The organism is Tunturibacter psychrotolerans (assembly GCF_040359615.1).
Lineage (GTDB): Bacteria > Acidobacteriota > Terriglobia > Terriglobales > Acidobacteriaceae > Edaphobacter > Edaphobacter psychrotolerans.
Window position 1 is genome coordinate 1,453,542 of record NZ_CP132942.1, and the last position, 14,620, is coordinate 1,468,161.

The 14,620-nt window shown below is 56.8% G+C and carries 6 protein-coding genes; 3 read left to right on the plus strand and 3 right to left on the minus strand.

Features of this window, described 5'->3' with window-relative positions; translation table 11 throughout:
- Positions 1 to 101: 101 nt before the first annotated feature.
- Positions 102 to 2,231 (plus strand): DPP IV N-terminal domain-containing protein, encoded by a 2,130-nt coding sequence (locus tag RBB77_RS06020; RefSeq protein WP_353065553.1) that lies wholly within the window; start codon positions 102 to 104, stop codon positions 2,229 to 2,231.
- A gap of 124 nt (positions 2,232 to 2,355) precedes the next feature.
- Here the strand turns inward: RBB77_RS06020 and RBB77_RS06025 are convergent, their stop codons facing one another.
- Positions 2,356 to 4,428 (minus strand): M13 family metallopeptidase, encoded by a 2,073-nt coding sequence (locus RBB77_RS06025; protein ID WP_353065555.1) that lies wholly within the window; start codon positions 4,426 to 4,428, stop codon positions 2,356 to 2,358.
- A gap of 260 nt (positions 4,429 to 4,688) precedes the next feature.
- On the minus strand, positions 4,689 to 6,143 hold the full coding sequence (locus RBB77_RS06030) for a hypothetical protein (RefSeq protein ID WP_353065557.1): 1,455 nt from the start codon (positions 6,141 to 6,143) through the stop codon (positions 4,689 to 4,691).
- A gap of 271 nt (positions 6,144 to 6,414) precedes the next feature.
- Between RBB77_RS06030 and RBB77_RS06035 the strand changes: the two genes are divergently transcribed.
- Positions 6,415 to 9,891, plus strand: coding sequence for a TonB-dependent receptor (locus RBB77_RS06035; RefSeq protein WP_353065559.1), 3,477 nt, complete (start codon positions 6,415 to 6,417; stop codon positions 9,889 to 9,891).
- Between the two features lie 23 nt (positions 9,892 to 9,914).
- Complete coding sequence (locus tag RBB77_RS06040) at positions 9,915 to 10,856, plus strand: metallophosphoesterase family protein (RefSeq protein WP_353065561.1); 942 nt, start codon at positions 9,915 to 9,917, stop codon at positions 10,854 to 10,856.
- A gap of 469 nt (positions 10,857 to 11,325) precedes the next feature.
- Here RBB77_RS06040 and RBB77_RS06045 read toward each other — a convergent pair whose 3' ends face one another.
- Positions 11,326 to 14,559 (minus strand): TonB-dependent receptor, encoded by a 3,234-nt coding sequence (locus RBB77_RS06045; protein WP_353065563.1) that lies wholly within the window; start codon positions 14,557 to 14,559, stop codon positions 11,326 to 11,328.
- Positions 14,560 to 14,620: the final 61 nt, after the last annotated feature.

Below are 14,620 nucleotides of genomic sequence, written 5' to 3' on the forward strand. Positions count from 1 at the left end.
TTTCTTATTATGAATAAAATGGAGCATTCGAATTGTTTGTAACAGACCGCAGGGGTGCCTTTTGCGTCGGGGAATGGAAGGTTCAACCGGAGCTGAATTCGATGATGAGGGACGGCGTCGAACGCCACCTCGAGCCAAAGGTAATGAAAGTCCTGCTGGTGCTAGCCTCCAAGCAAGGTCATGTGGTCTCGAAAGAGGAGCTCATCTCGTCGGTGTGGTCCGATACCTTCGTCGGCGACGACGTGCTGACACGGTGCATCTCTATCCTGCGTCGTATCACCGAGGACGACCCCCATACTCCGCGTTTCATCCAAACCATACCCAAAGCTGGGTACAGGCTGGTAGCCGAGGTTAACGAGCTTCCAGACGAAGAGACTTTGGATCTCCATAGGGTGACCGCAGCATCTGCGGCGACATTTGAGCCAGCAAGTACTCTGGAATCGCCAAATGCTCAGACGCCTCCCAAACGACCTGCTCGCCCTGAAAGGATGATTGCGGCCGGGCTCACAGTCGCCTTCCTGTTGGCTGTTATCGCCGTCATTTGGTCCTACCAAAATGCTCGGACGCGAGTGGCAAGGGGCAACGCTTCCTTCAAGACGATTCAGTTCACCTCCTACGCCGGAGAGCAGACGCAGCCTGCGTTTGCTCCCGATGGAAAGCGCATCGCTTTTGTGTGGATCGCCGAAGACTCCCAGTCGCGCCGCATCTATATCAAGACCATTGGAAGCGAAGACGTAAGGCCGCTTACTCCTGGCACCGAAGACCAGCAGTTTAGCCCGGCATGGTCTCCAGACGGCAGACAGATTGCCTACCTCGCCATCGCGAAGGACGGTGTCAGCCTGTACATCGCGGACGTGGGGTCGAGCGTGCCTCCACGCAGACTTTTGATCCCGCAGGAGCCTAGCCACTGGGAGCAGGGTGCGCTCTCCTGGTCACCGTCGGGCAAGTCCCTCATCTATCCCGATCACTCCGGCATTCAGCCGAATTCTTCGATCTTTTTGCTCGATCTGGCAACGTTGCACACACGGTCGATCACCGATCCGCCCGCAGGGTGGGAGGGCGATCTGAATCCGGCTTACTCGCCCGATGGCCGCTGGATCGCCTTCGCCCGCGCCAGCGAGACAGCCGTCCGAGACATCTACTTTATGTCGACCACCGATGGCACGGTGCAACAGCTTACACGCGATCGCATGAACATTGACAGTCTCGCCTGGACCTCGGACAGTGCATCGATCATCTTCTCGTCAAATCGCGGTGGAAAGTACGCTCTATGGAAGATTGGCCTCGAAGATAAAGTGCCGCAGCGGCTCCCCGTTGGAACCGAAGATGCCTACCAACCAGCCGTTGGGCCCAGACCCGGACAACTTGCCTATAGTCAGGGTTCGGCGATCTGGAGCATCGTGCGGCTGCGAGAGAACACCTCGAGGAATAATTCCTCAAGCGCCGAAGCTGTACTTACATCGACCCAGCAGGACTCCGCGCCTGCCCTCTCTCCCAGCGGCCAGTCTTTCGCCTTTCAATCGCGACGCTCCGGCAACCAGGAGATATGGATAGCGTCCGCGCAAGGAGACAAACTGCGCCAGCTCACCTTCATGGCAGGACCGCTCACTGGGAGTCCTTCGTGGTCCAATCATCAGGACAGAATCCTCTTCGACTCACGGCCAGATGGCCACTCCCACATCTTTTGCGTTTCGGCAGCGGGTGGACGTCCGAAGCAGCTTACTTTTGGAAATGTGAACGATATAACACCGCGTTGGTCGCGTGACGACCAGACGATTTACTTCCGCTCGAACCGAGGCGATCGGTGGCAGCTTTGGAGAATCTCTGCCGCGGGCGGAGAGCCGCAGCCAGTAACTACGGGCGACGGAATCGTCCCACAGGAGTCGCTGGACGGCAGATGGCTTTACTACACCCGCGGAGATGAGGATGGACTGTGGCGCGTTCCTCCCAAGGGAGGTGCCGAGACACAGGTTCTGTCGCAGCCCGCAGCAGGATATTGGGGATACTGGCAGGTCACATCCCGCGGCATCTTCTATCTCGATCGCGAAGCGGCATCCAGTACTATCCGTATCTTCGATCCCGAGACGCGACGCTCCACCCTCTTCGCAACGCTGAAAGATCCACCCCCGATGTACTCCGGCATCACCGTCACCCAGGATGGCCTGGTCGGTTTAATGACGTACCAGGGAGACGCAGGCAGACATATAACGTTCGTTGAAGCTCAGCCCTAAAGCAGCAGGATCTCGTTGCTCTCCCGCGACGATTATGTCCTGATGCCGAAGGCTAGGCGAGTTTGAAGGACAACCGGAAAGGAGCTTACTGGTAATCCGCAGTTTCGAGCTACAGCGCGGCAACTTACCAGATTCGCACGCGCTGATCGGGAGGGAGATAGTACGAATCCCCTGGCTTTACTCCGAAGGCCGCATACCAGGCGTCCACATTGCGGGTTGGGCCGATTACCCGGAACGCGCGAGGGGAGTGGGGGTCAGAGATGACTTGCTTTCGTAGGTAGTCTTCCCGCGCCTTCCCCCGCCAGGCTTGCGCCCAACCGAGAAACACCCGCTGATCGCCGCTGAAGCCATCGATCACCGGAGCAGGTCCGTTCAACGAGCGGTGATAGGCCTCAAGCGCGACGTTGATTCCGCCCAGGTCGGCGATATTCTCTCCCATGGTCAGATCCGCATTGATGTGTGCACCAGGGACAGGCTCATAGCTGGAATATTGCGTCCCCAGAATCTTTGCCCTAGCCTCAAAGGCATCTGCGTCGGCTTTGCTCCACCAGTCGCGGAGTTGTCCTGCCGCGTCAAGCTTACGTCCCTCATCGTCGAAGCCGTGCGTCAGTTCGTGCCCGATGACGGCGCCGATTGCACCGTAGTTGACCGCTGAGTCCGCTGCGGGATCGAACAAAGGCGGCTGAAGAATGCCGGCGGGAAAGACGATGTCGCGTAGAGATCCGTTGTAGGCGTCGTTGGTCTGCGGAGTCATTGACCAGTCCGTGCGGTCGACGGGGCCATGAAGCCGCGACGTGTAGAACCGCCAATCCGCTTCCCCGGACCGCCGCACGTCTCCCACGAGATCGTCCGCGCGTATGACCAGCGTGGAGTAGGTCCGCGGATGATCGGGATAGCCAACTTTAATCTGATAGGTATCGAGTTTCTTCAGTGCCTCAACCTTGGTGGCCGGGCTCATCCAATCGAGTCGCTCCAGCCGCGCACGCATGGCCGCTTTGACGTTGGTGACGAGCTCTTCGATCTTGATCTTGGAAGCGGGAGGAAAGTATTGCGCAGTATAAAGCTGACCCAGGCCGAAGCCCATGTTACCAAAACAGTCTACGCGGTCGCCTGTGCAATCTCCTCCACCGACGGCGCGGATGGCCCGCTTCCATCGCACTTGCTCCTCAGGCTGGCCGGAAAGAACCTTGTCGCGGAATTGGAAGCGTGCTTCAGAGAACGGCTTCGCAAGATAGAAGGCTGCATTGTCGGCAACGGTGAACGCCTCCCACGCTTGCAAAACTTTTAGCGGAGTGGATTGGTAGATGGCTGCGATACGAGGGAACGCGGACTTCTCCGCCACCACCAGGCGATCGACGCCGTTAAGGTCTGCGCCTGGCAGGAATCGTTGCCACGCGAAGCCTGGGGTCAGGGCCGCAAGCTCGCTCTGCGTTTGCGGATTGTAAGTGCCCTCGACGTCGCGCTGCTGAGCTCTGGTCCAACTCGCATCTGCCACCTGGGTTTCGAAGGCAACAACGGCGGCGGCATTGATTTCGGGTTCGGGCCACCCGACCAGGGTTAAGAGCTTGGCGACATATGTTTGGTAGGCCGCCTTCTGTGAAGCAAAGGAGGGCTTGAGGTAATAATCCCTATCCGGAAGACCCAGCCCTCCTTGACTTGCGTATACGGCGTAGCGGCTGGTGTCTTTGAGATCGACATCGGTTCCCAGATTGAAGATGGTGGCGTAGAAATCGGTATTGTTTCGGCCCATCAGCTCTGCAATGTCCTGCCGGTCCTTAGCCGCGCGGATCGCGCTGAGCTCTGGTCCGATGGGGGCTGCGCCGAGCGTGTCAAGCCGCGCCTCGTCCATGAATGCTTTATAGAAGGCTCCGGCTTTTTGCTCCAGCGTTACCGGCTCCGCAGGTACAGCGGCGGCAGCTTTTTCCATAAGCTCATGCAGTCGGGCTTCGGTGATATCCGACATCAGATAGCGTAGCGAAGCAATGGGCTGGTCGGACGGAATTTGCGTTCGCGCAAGCCACGCGCCTGAGGCGTACCGATTGAAATCATTGCCTGGTTTGACATTCGAGTCCATCGCGGTGAGGTCAATTCCCCAGCTGCCATATTGGGGCTTGTTCGACTCCTGCGCCTTCGCAGTGCTCCCCGCGCTCAAGCAGGCAAGTGCGAGGCAAACCGAATAGGTAAAGTTGAAACTCATCTCTTGCTCCTTAGGTACCGCTTCAGCGCTGCCGCTCGCCACAAATGGTCAACCTCGACGAGACTGCTTGCGCAGAAGCCCGATGTTTTGCCGTGTCTAAAAATATACTGCCACGCCGTTGGCGCAAAAATAGTCCCGGAGAAGCGGGCCATGTTTGTCCCCGACGGCTCACGCTGATGTTGAGTTATGGCGCACACCCTCGGCTGTTGGGAGCGATCACGATTGGGGAAGACCGTTAGTCGAGTTTTCGCGGGCACTGCCTATGGATAGAACCGAGTCGCAATGATCTGTGCTCCGGGGGCGGTCGCACCGATGCTGCTAGTCTCCACCAGTAGCTCGAACGATTTCACGGAACGATCTGGCCGAACTACCTGCTTCAGGATCGGCTTCATCTCCTCAGAGCTGAACAGGGTGTCTGCTGCGGCCTGCGTCGCAGCCATATTCAGTCCCTGAATGATAAGCACATGACCGGTTCCATCGAGGCTAGGCAAGTAATCGATTACGCCATACGTACGATTCGCTGTTCCTGTGCCGTTCACATACCTCTTTTGCTCTGCACCGACCGGATGTTCGTTCAGTACAAACGACCGGTCCACCTCAGGCATATATTCGAGCTTGAAGTTAAGGTTTTTTTCAAAGAGTGATACCCAGGGATTCGTATGCGTGGAACCCAGCAGTATCGCGTTGGAGCTCTTCAGGTCTTCCGTTGTGATGCTCCGCGCATAACGAACCTCTGACTGGCTCTCCGCAGATTCAGGAAGCCGCGCCAGCATCGCAGTAATATTCAGATCGACGACGCTGGTATAGCGCTGACGGCGCAGGTCGTTCAGGTTTTCGAGTCCAAGCCCAGGCGACGATTTCACATCAGAAAGATAGGTCCCGTTCGCATACTCCTCCAGTGTGACCAGTTGCCCCGTAAGATTTTGCAGAATACCCAGACCACTATCGGCAGGAACAATCAGGGTAGTTCGGTTTCGCTGGAACAGTTGCTTCCACACCAGATGCGCCGGTTCCTGCATCCCCTTTTCCTGCAGCATCCGCGTTCCTATCCATCCCGCCGATGCCAATAAGACTCCCGCGAGCAGTCCAGCGAAAACCGACAGCCACGCTGGTTGCCAACGAGTCCCGGAAGTTATTTGCCGAACCTCTGCAGCAGCCTCTGGCTCACCCCTCGCCTTGCCAAAATGACCCCCCAACTCAGTCTTTCCCACGCCGCTGTGGCGGGAAATCTTCGAGAACGGCTCCTGCACATCGGCCCTGCGTACAAAGACAGGGACGTACCCACCTCGCGGGATATTGATTCGCAACGGCTCCTCGAGCCCCTCCCCTTCAAAGTATTTATCGAGACGCTTTCTCAATAAGCGCGCGTAACTCCGTACGATATTGTCTTCGCCTGGATTGTAATCGGTCGTGCGATTGAAGATCTGCGTGCCGATTCGCTGCTCCGTAATCTCATGCGTATTTCCCAAAAGCTGCTGCTCGCAGACGTACAGCAGAAATTTCTGGAGCAACTCCGATTTGCAGAAGCCTTTGCTGGCAACGATTCGAAGCGCCAGTTGCCATTCCTGCCGCAGTAAAAGATCTTCGCGTCCAATGCCTGGCGGTTCTTCGACCAGCACATCCCCGCGCGACATGTCAGAGCCAGCAACCCGGCGTTGCCCTAAACGAAACTCGTCCGGTCTCTCTCCATTGGACCGTTCACGGTAGTTCGGCATGTCCCAAGCATAGCGGTGATATATGAAATTCCAATGAACGCCCGTCCCGCAATACGTCAAATCCCTTTGAAATACAGAGGGGTGAGGCAGTGTGAACTCACGGGGTACGCCTCAATGCCGTGACGAACACCCTTTCGCGAACCTCACAACCTCGCCATGATCAAACCTATTGGCCCTCATCTATGTGGCTTGCATCCGGCAGCGGCAACCTGCGCCAGCAACCCATAGTCACTCTCAACTCAACGTCGGACGAAAGCACTTGGAGCGAATTGTGAAACGTCTTTTTTTAGCACTGATGGTTTTTCTTCTGGTCCTGAATTGTTGCCCGTTATCCGCGCAGTTTGAAACTGCGTCCGTCCTGGGTTACGTCCATGATGCCTCCGGCGCGGCTCTATCTAACGCAACGGTCTCCCTCATAAACCAGGAGACGAAGTCTGTCGTCACGTCAAAAACCAATTCTCAAGGCGCCTACGAGTTCACCGACGTAAAGATCGGTGAATATCAAGTCAATGCCCAGGCCGACGGGTTCGACACCACCACCACGCAAAACTTCACCGTCACAGTCAACGCAAGGCAACGCGTCGACGTTTCCCTGAAGATTGGCTCTGCCAGCGAAACTGTCACCGTCACCGGAGCCGCCGACCTCCTCGAGACTGACTCCAGCGAACGTGGCCAGGTCATTGGCACTCGCGAAGTCGAAAACCTCCCCCTCAACGGTCGCGCCTACGCCGATCTCGCTGCCCTCGTCCCCGGTGTCCGCCGCAACATCCTCGAGAACACCACCACCAGCAGCCGCGACGCCACCTTCAACATCAATGGCCAGCGCAGCGAATTCAACAACTTCCTCCTCGACGGCGTCGACAACAACTCCTACGGAACCTCCAATCAGGGCTTCTCCAACCAGGCAATCCCGCCCTCGCCCGACGCCATCAACGAGTTCCGTGTCGAAACCGACAACTACTCCGCCGAATACGGCCGCTCCGCCGGCGGCGTCATCAACGTCAGCATCCGCAGCGGTAGCAACCAGTTTCACGGCAAGGCCTGGGACTATCTCCGCAACACAGTCCTCAATGCCGTCGGGCCCTTCACTCCACCGACCAACCCCCTCACTGGCAAACCCACCAAGCCCGTTCTCATCCGCAACCAGTTCGGTGGCACCTTCGGTGGTCCCATCTGGAAAGACCACACCTTCTTCTTCGCTGACTACGAAGGCGTCCGTCAGATCACTCACTCGCCCCTCACCGCCACCGTTCCGTCCTTGGATCAGAACGGCACCAGCGCACTCGCCAGAGCCAACGGCGGCTACACTTTCCTCACCACGAACTCCGCCGGTGTCGAAAGCTCTAAACCCGTCCCCCTCGTCAATCCGCTGAATGGCAAAGTCTACGCCAACGGCGTCATCCCCTTCGGCGACGCCACGCCTTTCGCCCAGGGTGTCCTCGCAGCCCTTCCAACACCTACCGCAGCCGCTCTCTCCAACAACTACGCGTCGCTCCCCGCCGGCACCGTTCGCGACGACAAGGGAGACATACGCGTCGATCAAACTTTCAACGCCCGCACCACTGCCTTCGTCCGCTACAGCGAACATCAGGGCACCATTCAAGACGCCCCCACCATTCAGGGACCCGCCGGTGGAAGTAGCAGCAACGGCGTCGTCGTCATCTATAACCAGCAAATCGCCGGAGGAGTCACCCACACCTTCAGCCAGAACTCCATCCTCGACGCACGCTTCGCCTTCACCCGTACCGATGGCGGAAAGAGCCCCTACGGCGCCGGCATGCCCAGCCTCATGGCCGGAATCACAGGTCTTCCCACAGACCCTCAAGTCGTCCGCAGCCTCAACGACCAGAGCGTAAACGGCTACACCCAGTTCGGCAGCCAGAACAGCAATCCCCAGTTTCAGAATCCCTGGCTTCTCAACCCCAAGATCAACTACACCTTGCTGCACGGTAGAAATAGCTACAAGTTCGGTTACGAATACCAGGCCATCTTCACCGCCATCAGCGACTTCAACCCTAACTTCGGCCTTAACACCTACAACGGCGGTTTCAGCTACTCCGGCACCAGCACCACGACTCTCAACACTTCCGACACCGGCACCAAAGAAGCTGTCGCCCTCGCTGACTTCCTCCTCGGTGCAGACGATTCCTACCAGCTCAACAACTTCGCCGTCATTCACCTCAACCAGCGCATGCACTTCCTCTACTTCCAGGACGACATCCGTGTAAACTCCCGACTCACCATCAACGCCGGCTTGCGGTACGAGCTCGTCACGCCGCAGTGGGAATCAAACAACCACCTCGCCAACTTCGACCCCACCACCAACTCGCTCATCCAGGCCTCGTCCGGCTCCATCTATAACCGCGCCCTGGTCAATATGCCCAAACTCGACTTTGCTCCACGCTTTGGTCTTGCCTTCCAGGCCGATCCTAAAACTGTTATCCGCGCCGGCTACGGTCTCGGCTTTGCACAGTTCAACCGCGAAGGTGGTGAGAACATGCTCGGCTATAACGGCCCCTTCATCGTCAACACCAACCGTGTGCAGGTCGCGCCCTTCGCTCCCTCCGCCGCAACAGCAAGCAAGCAGCCTGTCTGCACAACCGGCGATCAGCCTTTCTCGACCTGCTTCCGCACCACGCAGCAGGGCTTCCCCACAAACTTCGCCACTCCGGCCAACTACAACACCCTCCTGGCCGAAGTCCGTTATCTGCCGAAGGACCTACCCACCGGCTACGTCCAGAGCTACCACCTCACCGTCCAACGTCAGCTCAGCAACAACATGACCTTCGAGGTCTCTTACGTCGGTGAACACGGCGTCAAGCTTCAAGTTCTGGGCGACTACAATCAGGCAGCACCTAACGCCGTCACCGCCAACTGCAACGCCAGCGGTCTCGCTGGCAGCACCTCCAGCTGTCTCCCCCTGCAGGCCCGCCGCCCCGTGCACAACTTCACTGGCATCGAGGAAACCCTCCCCGATGGCTTCCTTGCCTACAACGCTCTTCAGACCAAGTTCGAGCACCGCACCAGCCACGGCCTCTACATCCTCAACTCCTTCACCTGGTCGCGCGCTCAGGACAATGCGTCCGGTCACCTCGATACACCCGCCGGCGATAACTCCCGCATCAACCTCGCGAACCCACTCGGCGACCGCAGCGTCTCCGCTTACAACCAGCCACTCAACGAAATCCTCACCGTCGTCTACGATCTTCCTTACGGTAAAGGCCGCATGTTTGGCGGCTCCGCTCCCTCCCTCATGCAGGAGGGTCTTGGCGGATGGCAGCTCACTGCCATCAACTCAGCCAGCAGCGGAATCCCCGTCAATCTCACCTACAGCGAGAACTCCTTCCAGGACGTAAGCGACATCCTCACCTATCGTCCCAACCTCACCGGCGTTCCCGTCGTCCTGCCCAAATCGAAACGTGTGAAGAACGCCTCCAATACAGCCCTGCTGGCTTTCAACCCCGCGTCCGTTAGCATCCCCGGTCCCAACACGCCTTACGGCAACGCCGGCCGCAACTCGGTGCGATTCGATCCCCTCTATAACCTCGACCTTGGCGTCCACAAGGTCTTCCCGCTCTATCTCGAAGGCACCGCGCTCGACTTCCGTACCGAGGCCTTCAACATTCTCAACAAGGTCAACTACGCCTACCCACAGAGCACCGCGGGGCAATCCACCTTCGGCGCGGTCACGGCAGCAACCACCGCTCCGCCTCGTGTCCTTCAGTTCGCACTCAAACTGATCTTCTAAACTAAACCTGGAGCGTGCTTGATATGGACCGCAGACAATTCACGACCCTCGGCGCTGCATCGCTCGGCAACCTGCTCACCCGGAGACTCTGGGCTGAGCAGGTCCGGGCAGCAGCTTCCCCCGACAAGTTCTACTTTGCACTCGTCGCCGACACCCACATCATCGACAACTTCTACGTCAAAGGCAGCGAGAACGGCGTCGAAGACAACGAAAGCATCCTCGTCACCACGCCCCGACTCACCTCCGCACGCGACCTCATCAACTCACTCGATCCCGCAATCGAGCAAGTCTTCCTCATCGGCGACTACTTCCACAACTATCCCTCCACCGACTACGACTTCTACTTCAAAAACACCACTCGCCTCGACAACGCCAAGGCCATCACCGACGGATTCAAGATGCCCGTCCACCTCGGCTTCGGCAACCACGACTACGACGTCAGGCACGTCCCCCGCGAGATGAGCCATCGCCTCTTCAAAGCCAAGTTCAACGCCGAGCCCTACTCCGTCGTGGACTACAAAGGTTACAAATTCATCCACCTCAACAACTTTCTCGGCACCACCCAGGACCGCAACTCAGCCGACTTCAACCCGAGCATCGGTTCGCTCGGCGAAGAGCAGCTTCACTGGTTCGAAGCCCAGCTTCAACAACACAAGCCCACCTTCGTCTTCATTCACTACCCGCTCGTCCAGGACCGCCCCACAGAGTTCGCCGACTACGGCCTGTATCCCCTCCTGAAGAAGTACCAGAGCAACATCCAGCTCGTAATATCCGGCCACGTTCACAAGTGGATCGACTACGGCCACACCTTCGGCCCGCAGCACTACACCATGGCCGCCACCCGCTACGATCCCAACGCATACATGCTCCTCGAGGTGGACACCCGACACGCCACCTCACGCTTCATGAACATCGACCTCGTCCAATGGGACACCCACTACAGCAAACCCTGGCACGCTGTCTGAAGCATGTTCAATGTTGTTCCGGAACAAAGAATGTTCTGGAGTAGAAAGTGGTCGTCATTCTGAGCGAAGCAAAGAACCCCTGTATCCTCGAAGCGCCTCGCTCTACGCCATAGAGGAAAATTCTCTAAAAGCGACCGACCTCGAAAATAAATCTGAAAATCGTGGCGTACTGCAAGGGCCCACAAAAACGTCCAGCAAGGAACCACACCTAGCCATGCAAATCACCGCGAACTCACCAGCAAAACACCACGTGTACGAACCGGAATTCTCAAAACCCCCAGTAAAAACACTCATCCACCACCAGCAAAAAAAACGTCATCCCATCCGCAAATTCTGACGGAATCATGTCGTCGTTTTCCAACGAAGCACCGGCGATCTGCTCATTGTCATTAATGCCGAGCGCGACACTATAGATGTCGGTCCCAACTACGCGCCAGATATTGAAAGCACGTAGGCACCTTGAAGACCTTTAGTATTCGAGTTTCAGAGAAAACTGAATCTGACGGGAGTTGCCATTCGTTCGATTGATCTGGCCAAAACCTGACCCGAGGATTGTGTTCGACGGAAGCCCCATATTCACGATGTTGAACATGTTGAAAAACTCAGCCCTGAACTGCAAGTTGGTGAGTTCAGCTCCGGATTGTCTTCTTCCGATCGGCGTGTCTTTAACCAAAGAAAAGTCATAATCGTAATAGGCTGGCCCTCGAAAGGTATTCCGTCCAAGAGTGCCAAAGCGCCCACTATTCGGGCCGGTTCCTCCCGGAACGTTAATTGGTATGGAAAAAAAAGAAGCATTATCGCTTCCACGTCCGAAATAGTCCTCTCTCTTGGGCCTTGCAGTGGATAGCAATGGCTTTGCGATCTGATCGGGCCTGTCCGCATTGGCCGACCCTGCACCCGTTTGCTGAATTCCCGTATAAACGGTAAAAGGCGTGCCGCCAGACAGAGATGAAATACTGATCAACTGCCAGCCGCGGGTAAGTTTACTGCTCACGTGATTCAATGGGTGGATCGCATAAACCGGAAGAGACTGCGTGAGACTCAGTGAGAATGAATTCCTTGTGTCGAACACTGACGGACCGCGTTCGGGGTGAGTATCGAAAGGATTCTGAGGCGCTGCCTGCGCTATTGCTCCCACGGTGCTGGTGGCTGAGGTCCCGCCAACACTGCTGGTATCGTCGATCGACTTCGACCAAGTGTAGTTCGCTTGGAAGGCAGGTCCCCCATGCGGAGCTTGACCCTGCCCGGAGACCTGTAGAGCGTTGTACGAGGAGTGCGAAGTCGCAGTCATCTCGCCTTCGGTTCCGAACCCGCCTACAGCCTGCCCGGCGGAATTGAAGTTCGTATATGGTGCAAATTGCGCTGTCGCGCCAGGATAGGCGTTGGGAAATGCTACGCGGGGAAGCCTATAAGCGGTTGTGCCGACATAAGCGGCAGAGAGCGTCAGTTGTCCTATGGACTGCTCCAGTCCAAGGGACCACGTACCGAGGCCAGCGTTGCCAAAGTTCCTATTGATAGCCCCTACGTTCAGTGGAGTCGTTTCTCCTTCGGACGCATCTGCAATTCCTTGCTCCAGACGAGCGATATCAACTTCCGTGTTGGCGGGGACATCGTTGGGCCGTCGGTTGGCAAAGATGTCTGTACCATCAGGGGTATAGACGCGGGGTAACTGCGCTGGAGTGAATTGAAATCCGTACGGGACGAGAGCTGTGGGACCAGCTGTCACACGAGGGTAGAACACGAACGGCAGATTGCCCGTTATCATGTTGTCTTGCCAGATATTGGGGGGAATCGTGGTCAAAGCCGCGCCGGCATGGAGTATCAGGGTCGGATTCAAGCGATAGTCGGCTTGCAGACGCGGAGCCCAATTGTTCATTCGCGTACGGTACCTGGGTTCAGGATTAATCAAGAAAACCTGGCCTCCGCCAGGAGCTGGGTAAAATCCGGAAGTACGGTGAGCCCGATCCGTTATCGGCGTGTAGAGCTCGAAGCGCAGTCCATAGCCGATCGTGAGGCGGCTTGTAGCTTTCCAGGTATCTTGCGCGTAGGCTGCGATTGCCGTCCGGTTTACCGCAGTGGCGCCTATATTTTGCCCATTCGAGAAATAGCTAGGTGCAACAGCTCTTGTATACGCAAACGCGCTTCCGGTAAGAAACGCTGACAGGGTATCAGGCAGAGGATCTCCAATATTGATAGTGTGAGAACCGCTTGCCGATGTGATTTTCACTCCAGAGTATGCTGTTCCTCCGCCAAAGTCATATTCTCCATTTGGGCTCGATCCGAAATAGCCGGAGTCGCGGTTCAGTCGAATCTCCGCACCGAGGTTGACCATATGGGCGTTGCGCGAGAAGGTTACATTCTCTCGAGCCTGGAATAAGTTTCCGTAGTCTCTCGAAACGGAACCGCCTGGGGCATTGAACGGCTCGAAGAGAGCGTCGTTGAATTTGACGGCTGGGTCGGTTGTATTGGAAGTTGGGAAAGAGGGTGTCGTTCGAGTAGCACTCAGCGATGATTCAAACATGAGACTCGGCGATGCAGCGTGTGTCCATGTCAACACTCCATTACGCTGGTGATCGACATATTCCACACCGAAGCTCGGATCTATAACCGTTTGATCTGGATTCGTTGTTGGGCCGCTGAGATTGTCGAGAGAGAATCGCGCCATCCAGTGGTCCTTGACGCTGCTCTGAAAATCGAGCCTGCCTGAAAACTGATCTGCGTCCGTATTTACTTTGGATGAAGTTGCGTAAGTGTTCGCGCCAAATGTTCCGGCTGGATAATTAGGCAGCGGATATCGCGCCAGTATCTGGCTGATCGAGGAGTTGACCGGAACAAGGAGCGTGTCTCCTGGGAATGCTGTCGTATCCATGCCCGATCGCTGTTCTGCGGTTGGAACAGAAAGAACCTGGGTCGTTCCCAGGACTTGGCGGAAGCCTTGGTACTCGATGAAGTAGAAGAACTGCTTTCCGTTACCGGACCAACGAGAAATCGGAACAGGACCTCCATTTGTAAATCCAAACTCATTTCTTCTGAAAGGTGGAATGCGTCCAGGGCTTACCGGAGAAGGATGATCGAAGTAGTTGCGGGCGTCGAGCGCGGAGTTTCGCAGAAACTCGAAAAACGATCCGTGCAGGTCGCTTGTTCCGGATCTGGTCTGGATGTCTGTATAGCCAGATGCGCCACGACCTATTTCAGCCGGCATGACGCCGGACGACGATTTGAGGTCAAGGATTGCGTCTACGTTGAAATTAGTGAATGTGCCGCCACCCATTTCGGGGTCACTGATGTCCGCCCCATCCAGCGAGAAAGTTGCCTCCACGCCTCGCTGACCGTTGATCGCGAACTGCTGGGTGAAGTTTGAGGCTCCGTTGGTGTCACTAGACGTTCCAGCGGCCAGTAGCAGAATTTGGCTAAAGTCCCTTTTGTTGAGCGGGATTTCACTCACTCCCTTGTTCGTGAGTTGATCGGTGTCAACTACTCTTCCAATCTCCGTACTGGCCATCTCCACCGAGCCATCGCGGCTCAGCTTGAGCGTTACGTCCACAGCCGCTGATGGGATAGAGACTTGGGTCGCGGTGCGGTAGACGTTACCAGCAACACGAACAGTCACTGAGTAGAGGCCGGCATTGAGGTTCTGGAACGAAAAAGCCCCTTCTGTATTCACGGCTGCGAAGTAGTGATTTGTGCCCGAATCGAGTAGCACCGTTCCCTCGTTTGCGGGCAGGAACCCGTCCGTGCGAAGCACACCGTTCCAGCTTGAGGTC

Excerpts from the sequence above, each read along its gene's own strand:
- RBB77_RS06040 (WP_353065561.1), top strand. The coding sequence starts at position 9,915 with ATGGACCGCAGACAATTCACGACCCTCGGCGCTGCATCGCTCGGCAAC.
- RBB77_RS06025 (WP_353065555.1), bottom strand. The coding sequence starts at position 4,428 with ATGAGTTTCAACTTTACCTATTCGGTTTGCCTCGCACTTGCCTGCTTG.
- RBB77_RS06020 (WP_353065553.1), top strand. The coding sequence starts at position 102 with ATGATGAGGGACGGCGTCGAACGCCACCTCGAGCCAAAGGTAATGAAA.
- RBB77_RS06030 (WP_353065557.1), bottom strand. The coding sequence starts at position 6,143 with ATGCCGAACTACCGTGAACGGTCCAATGGAGAGAGACCGGACGAGTTT.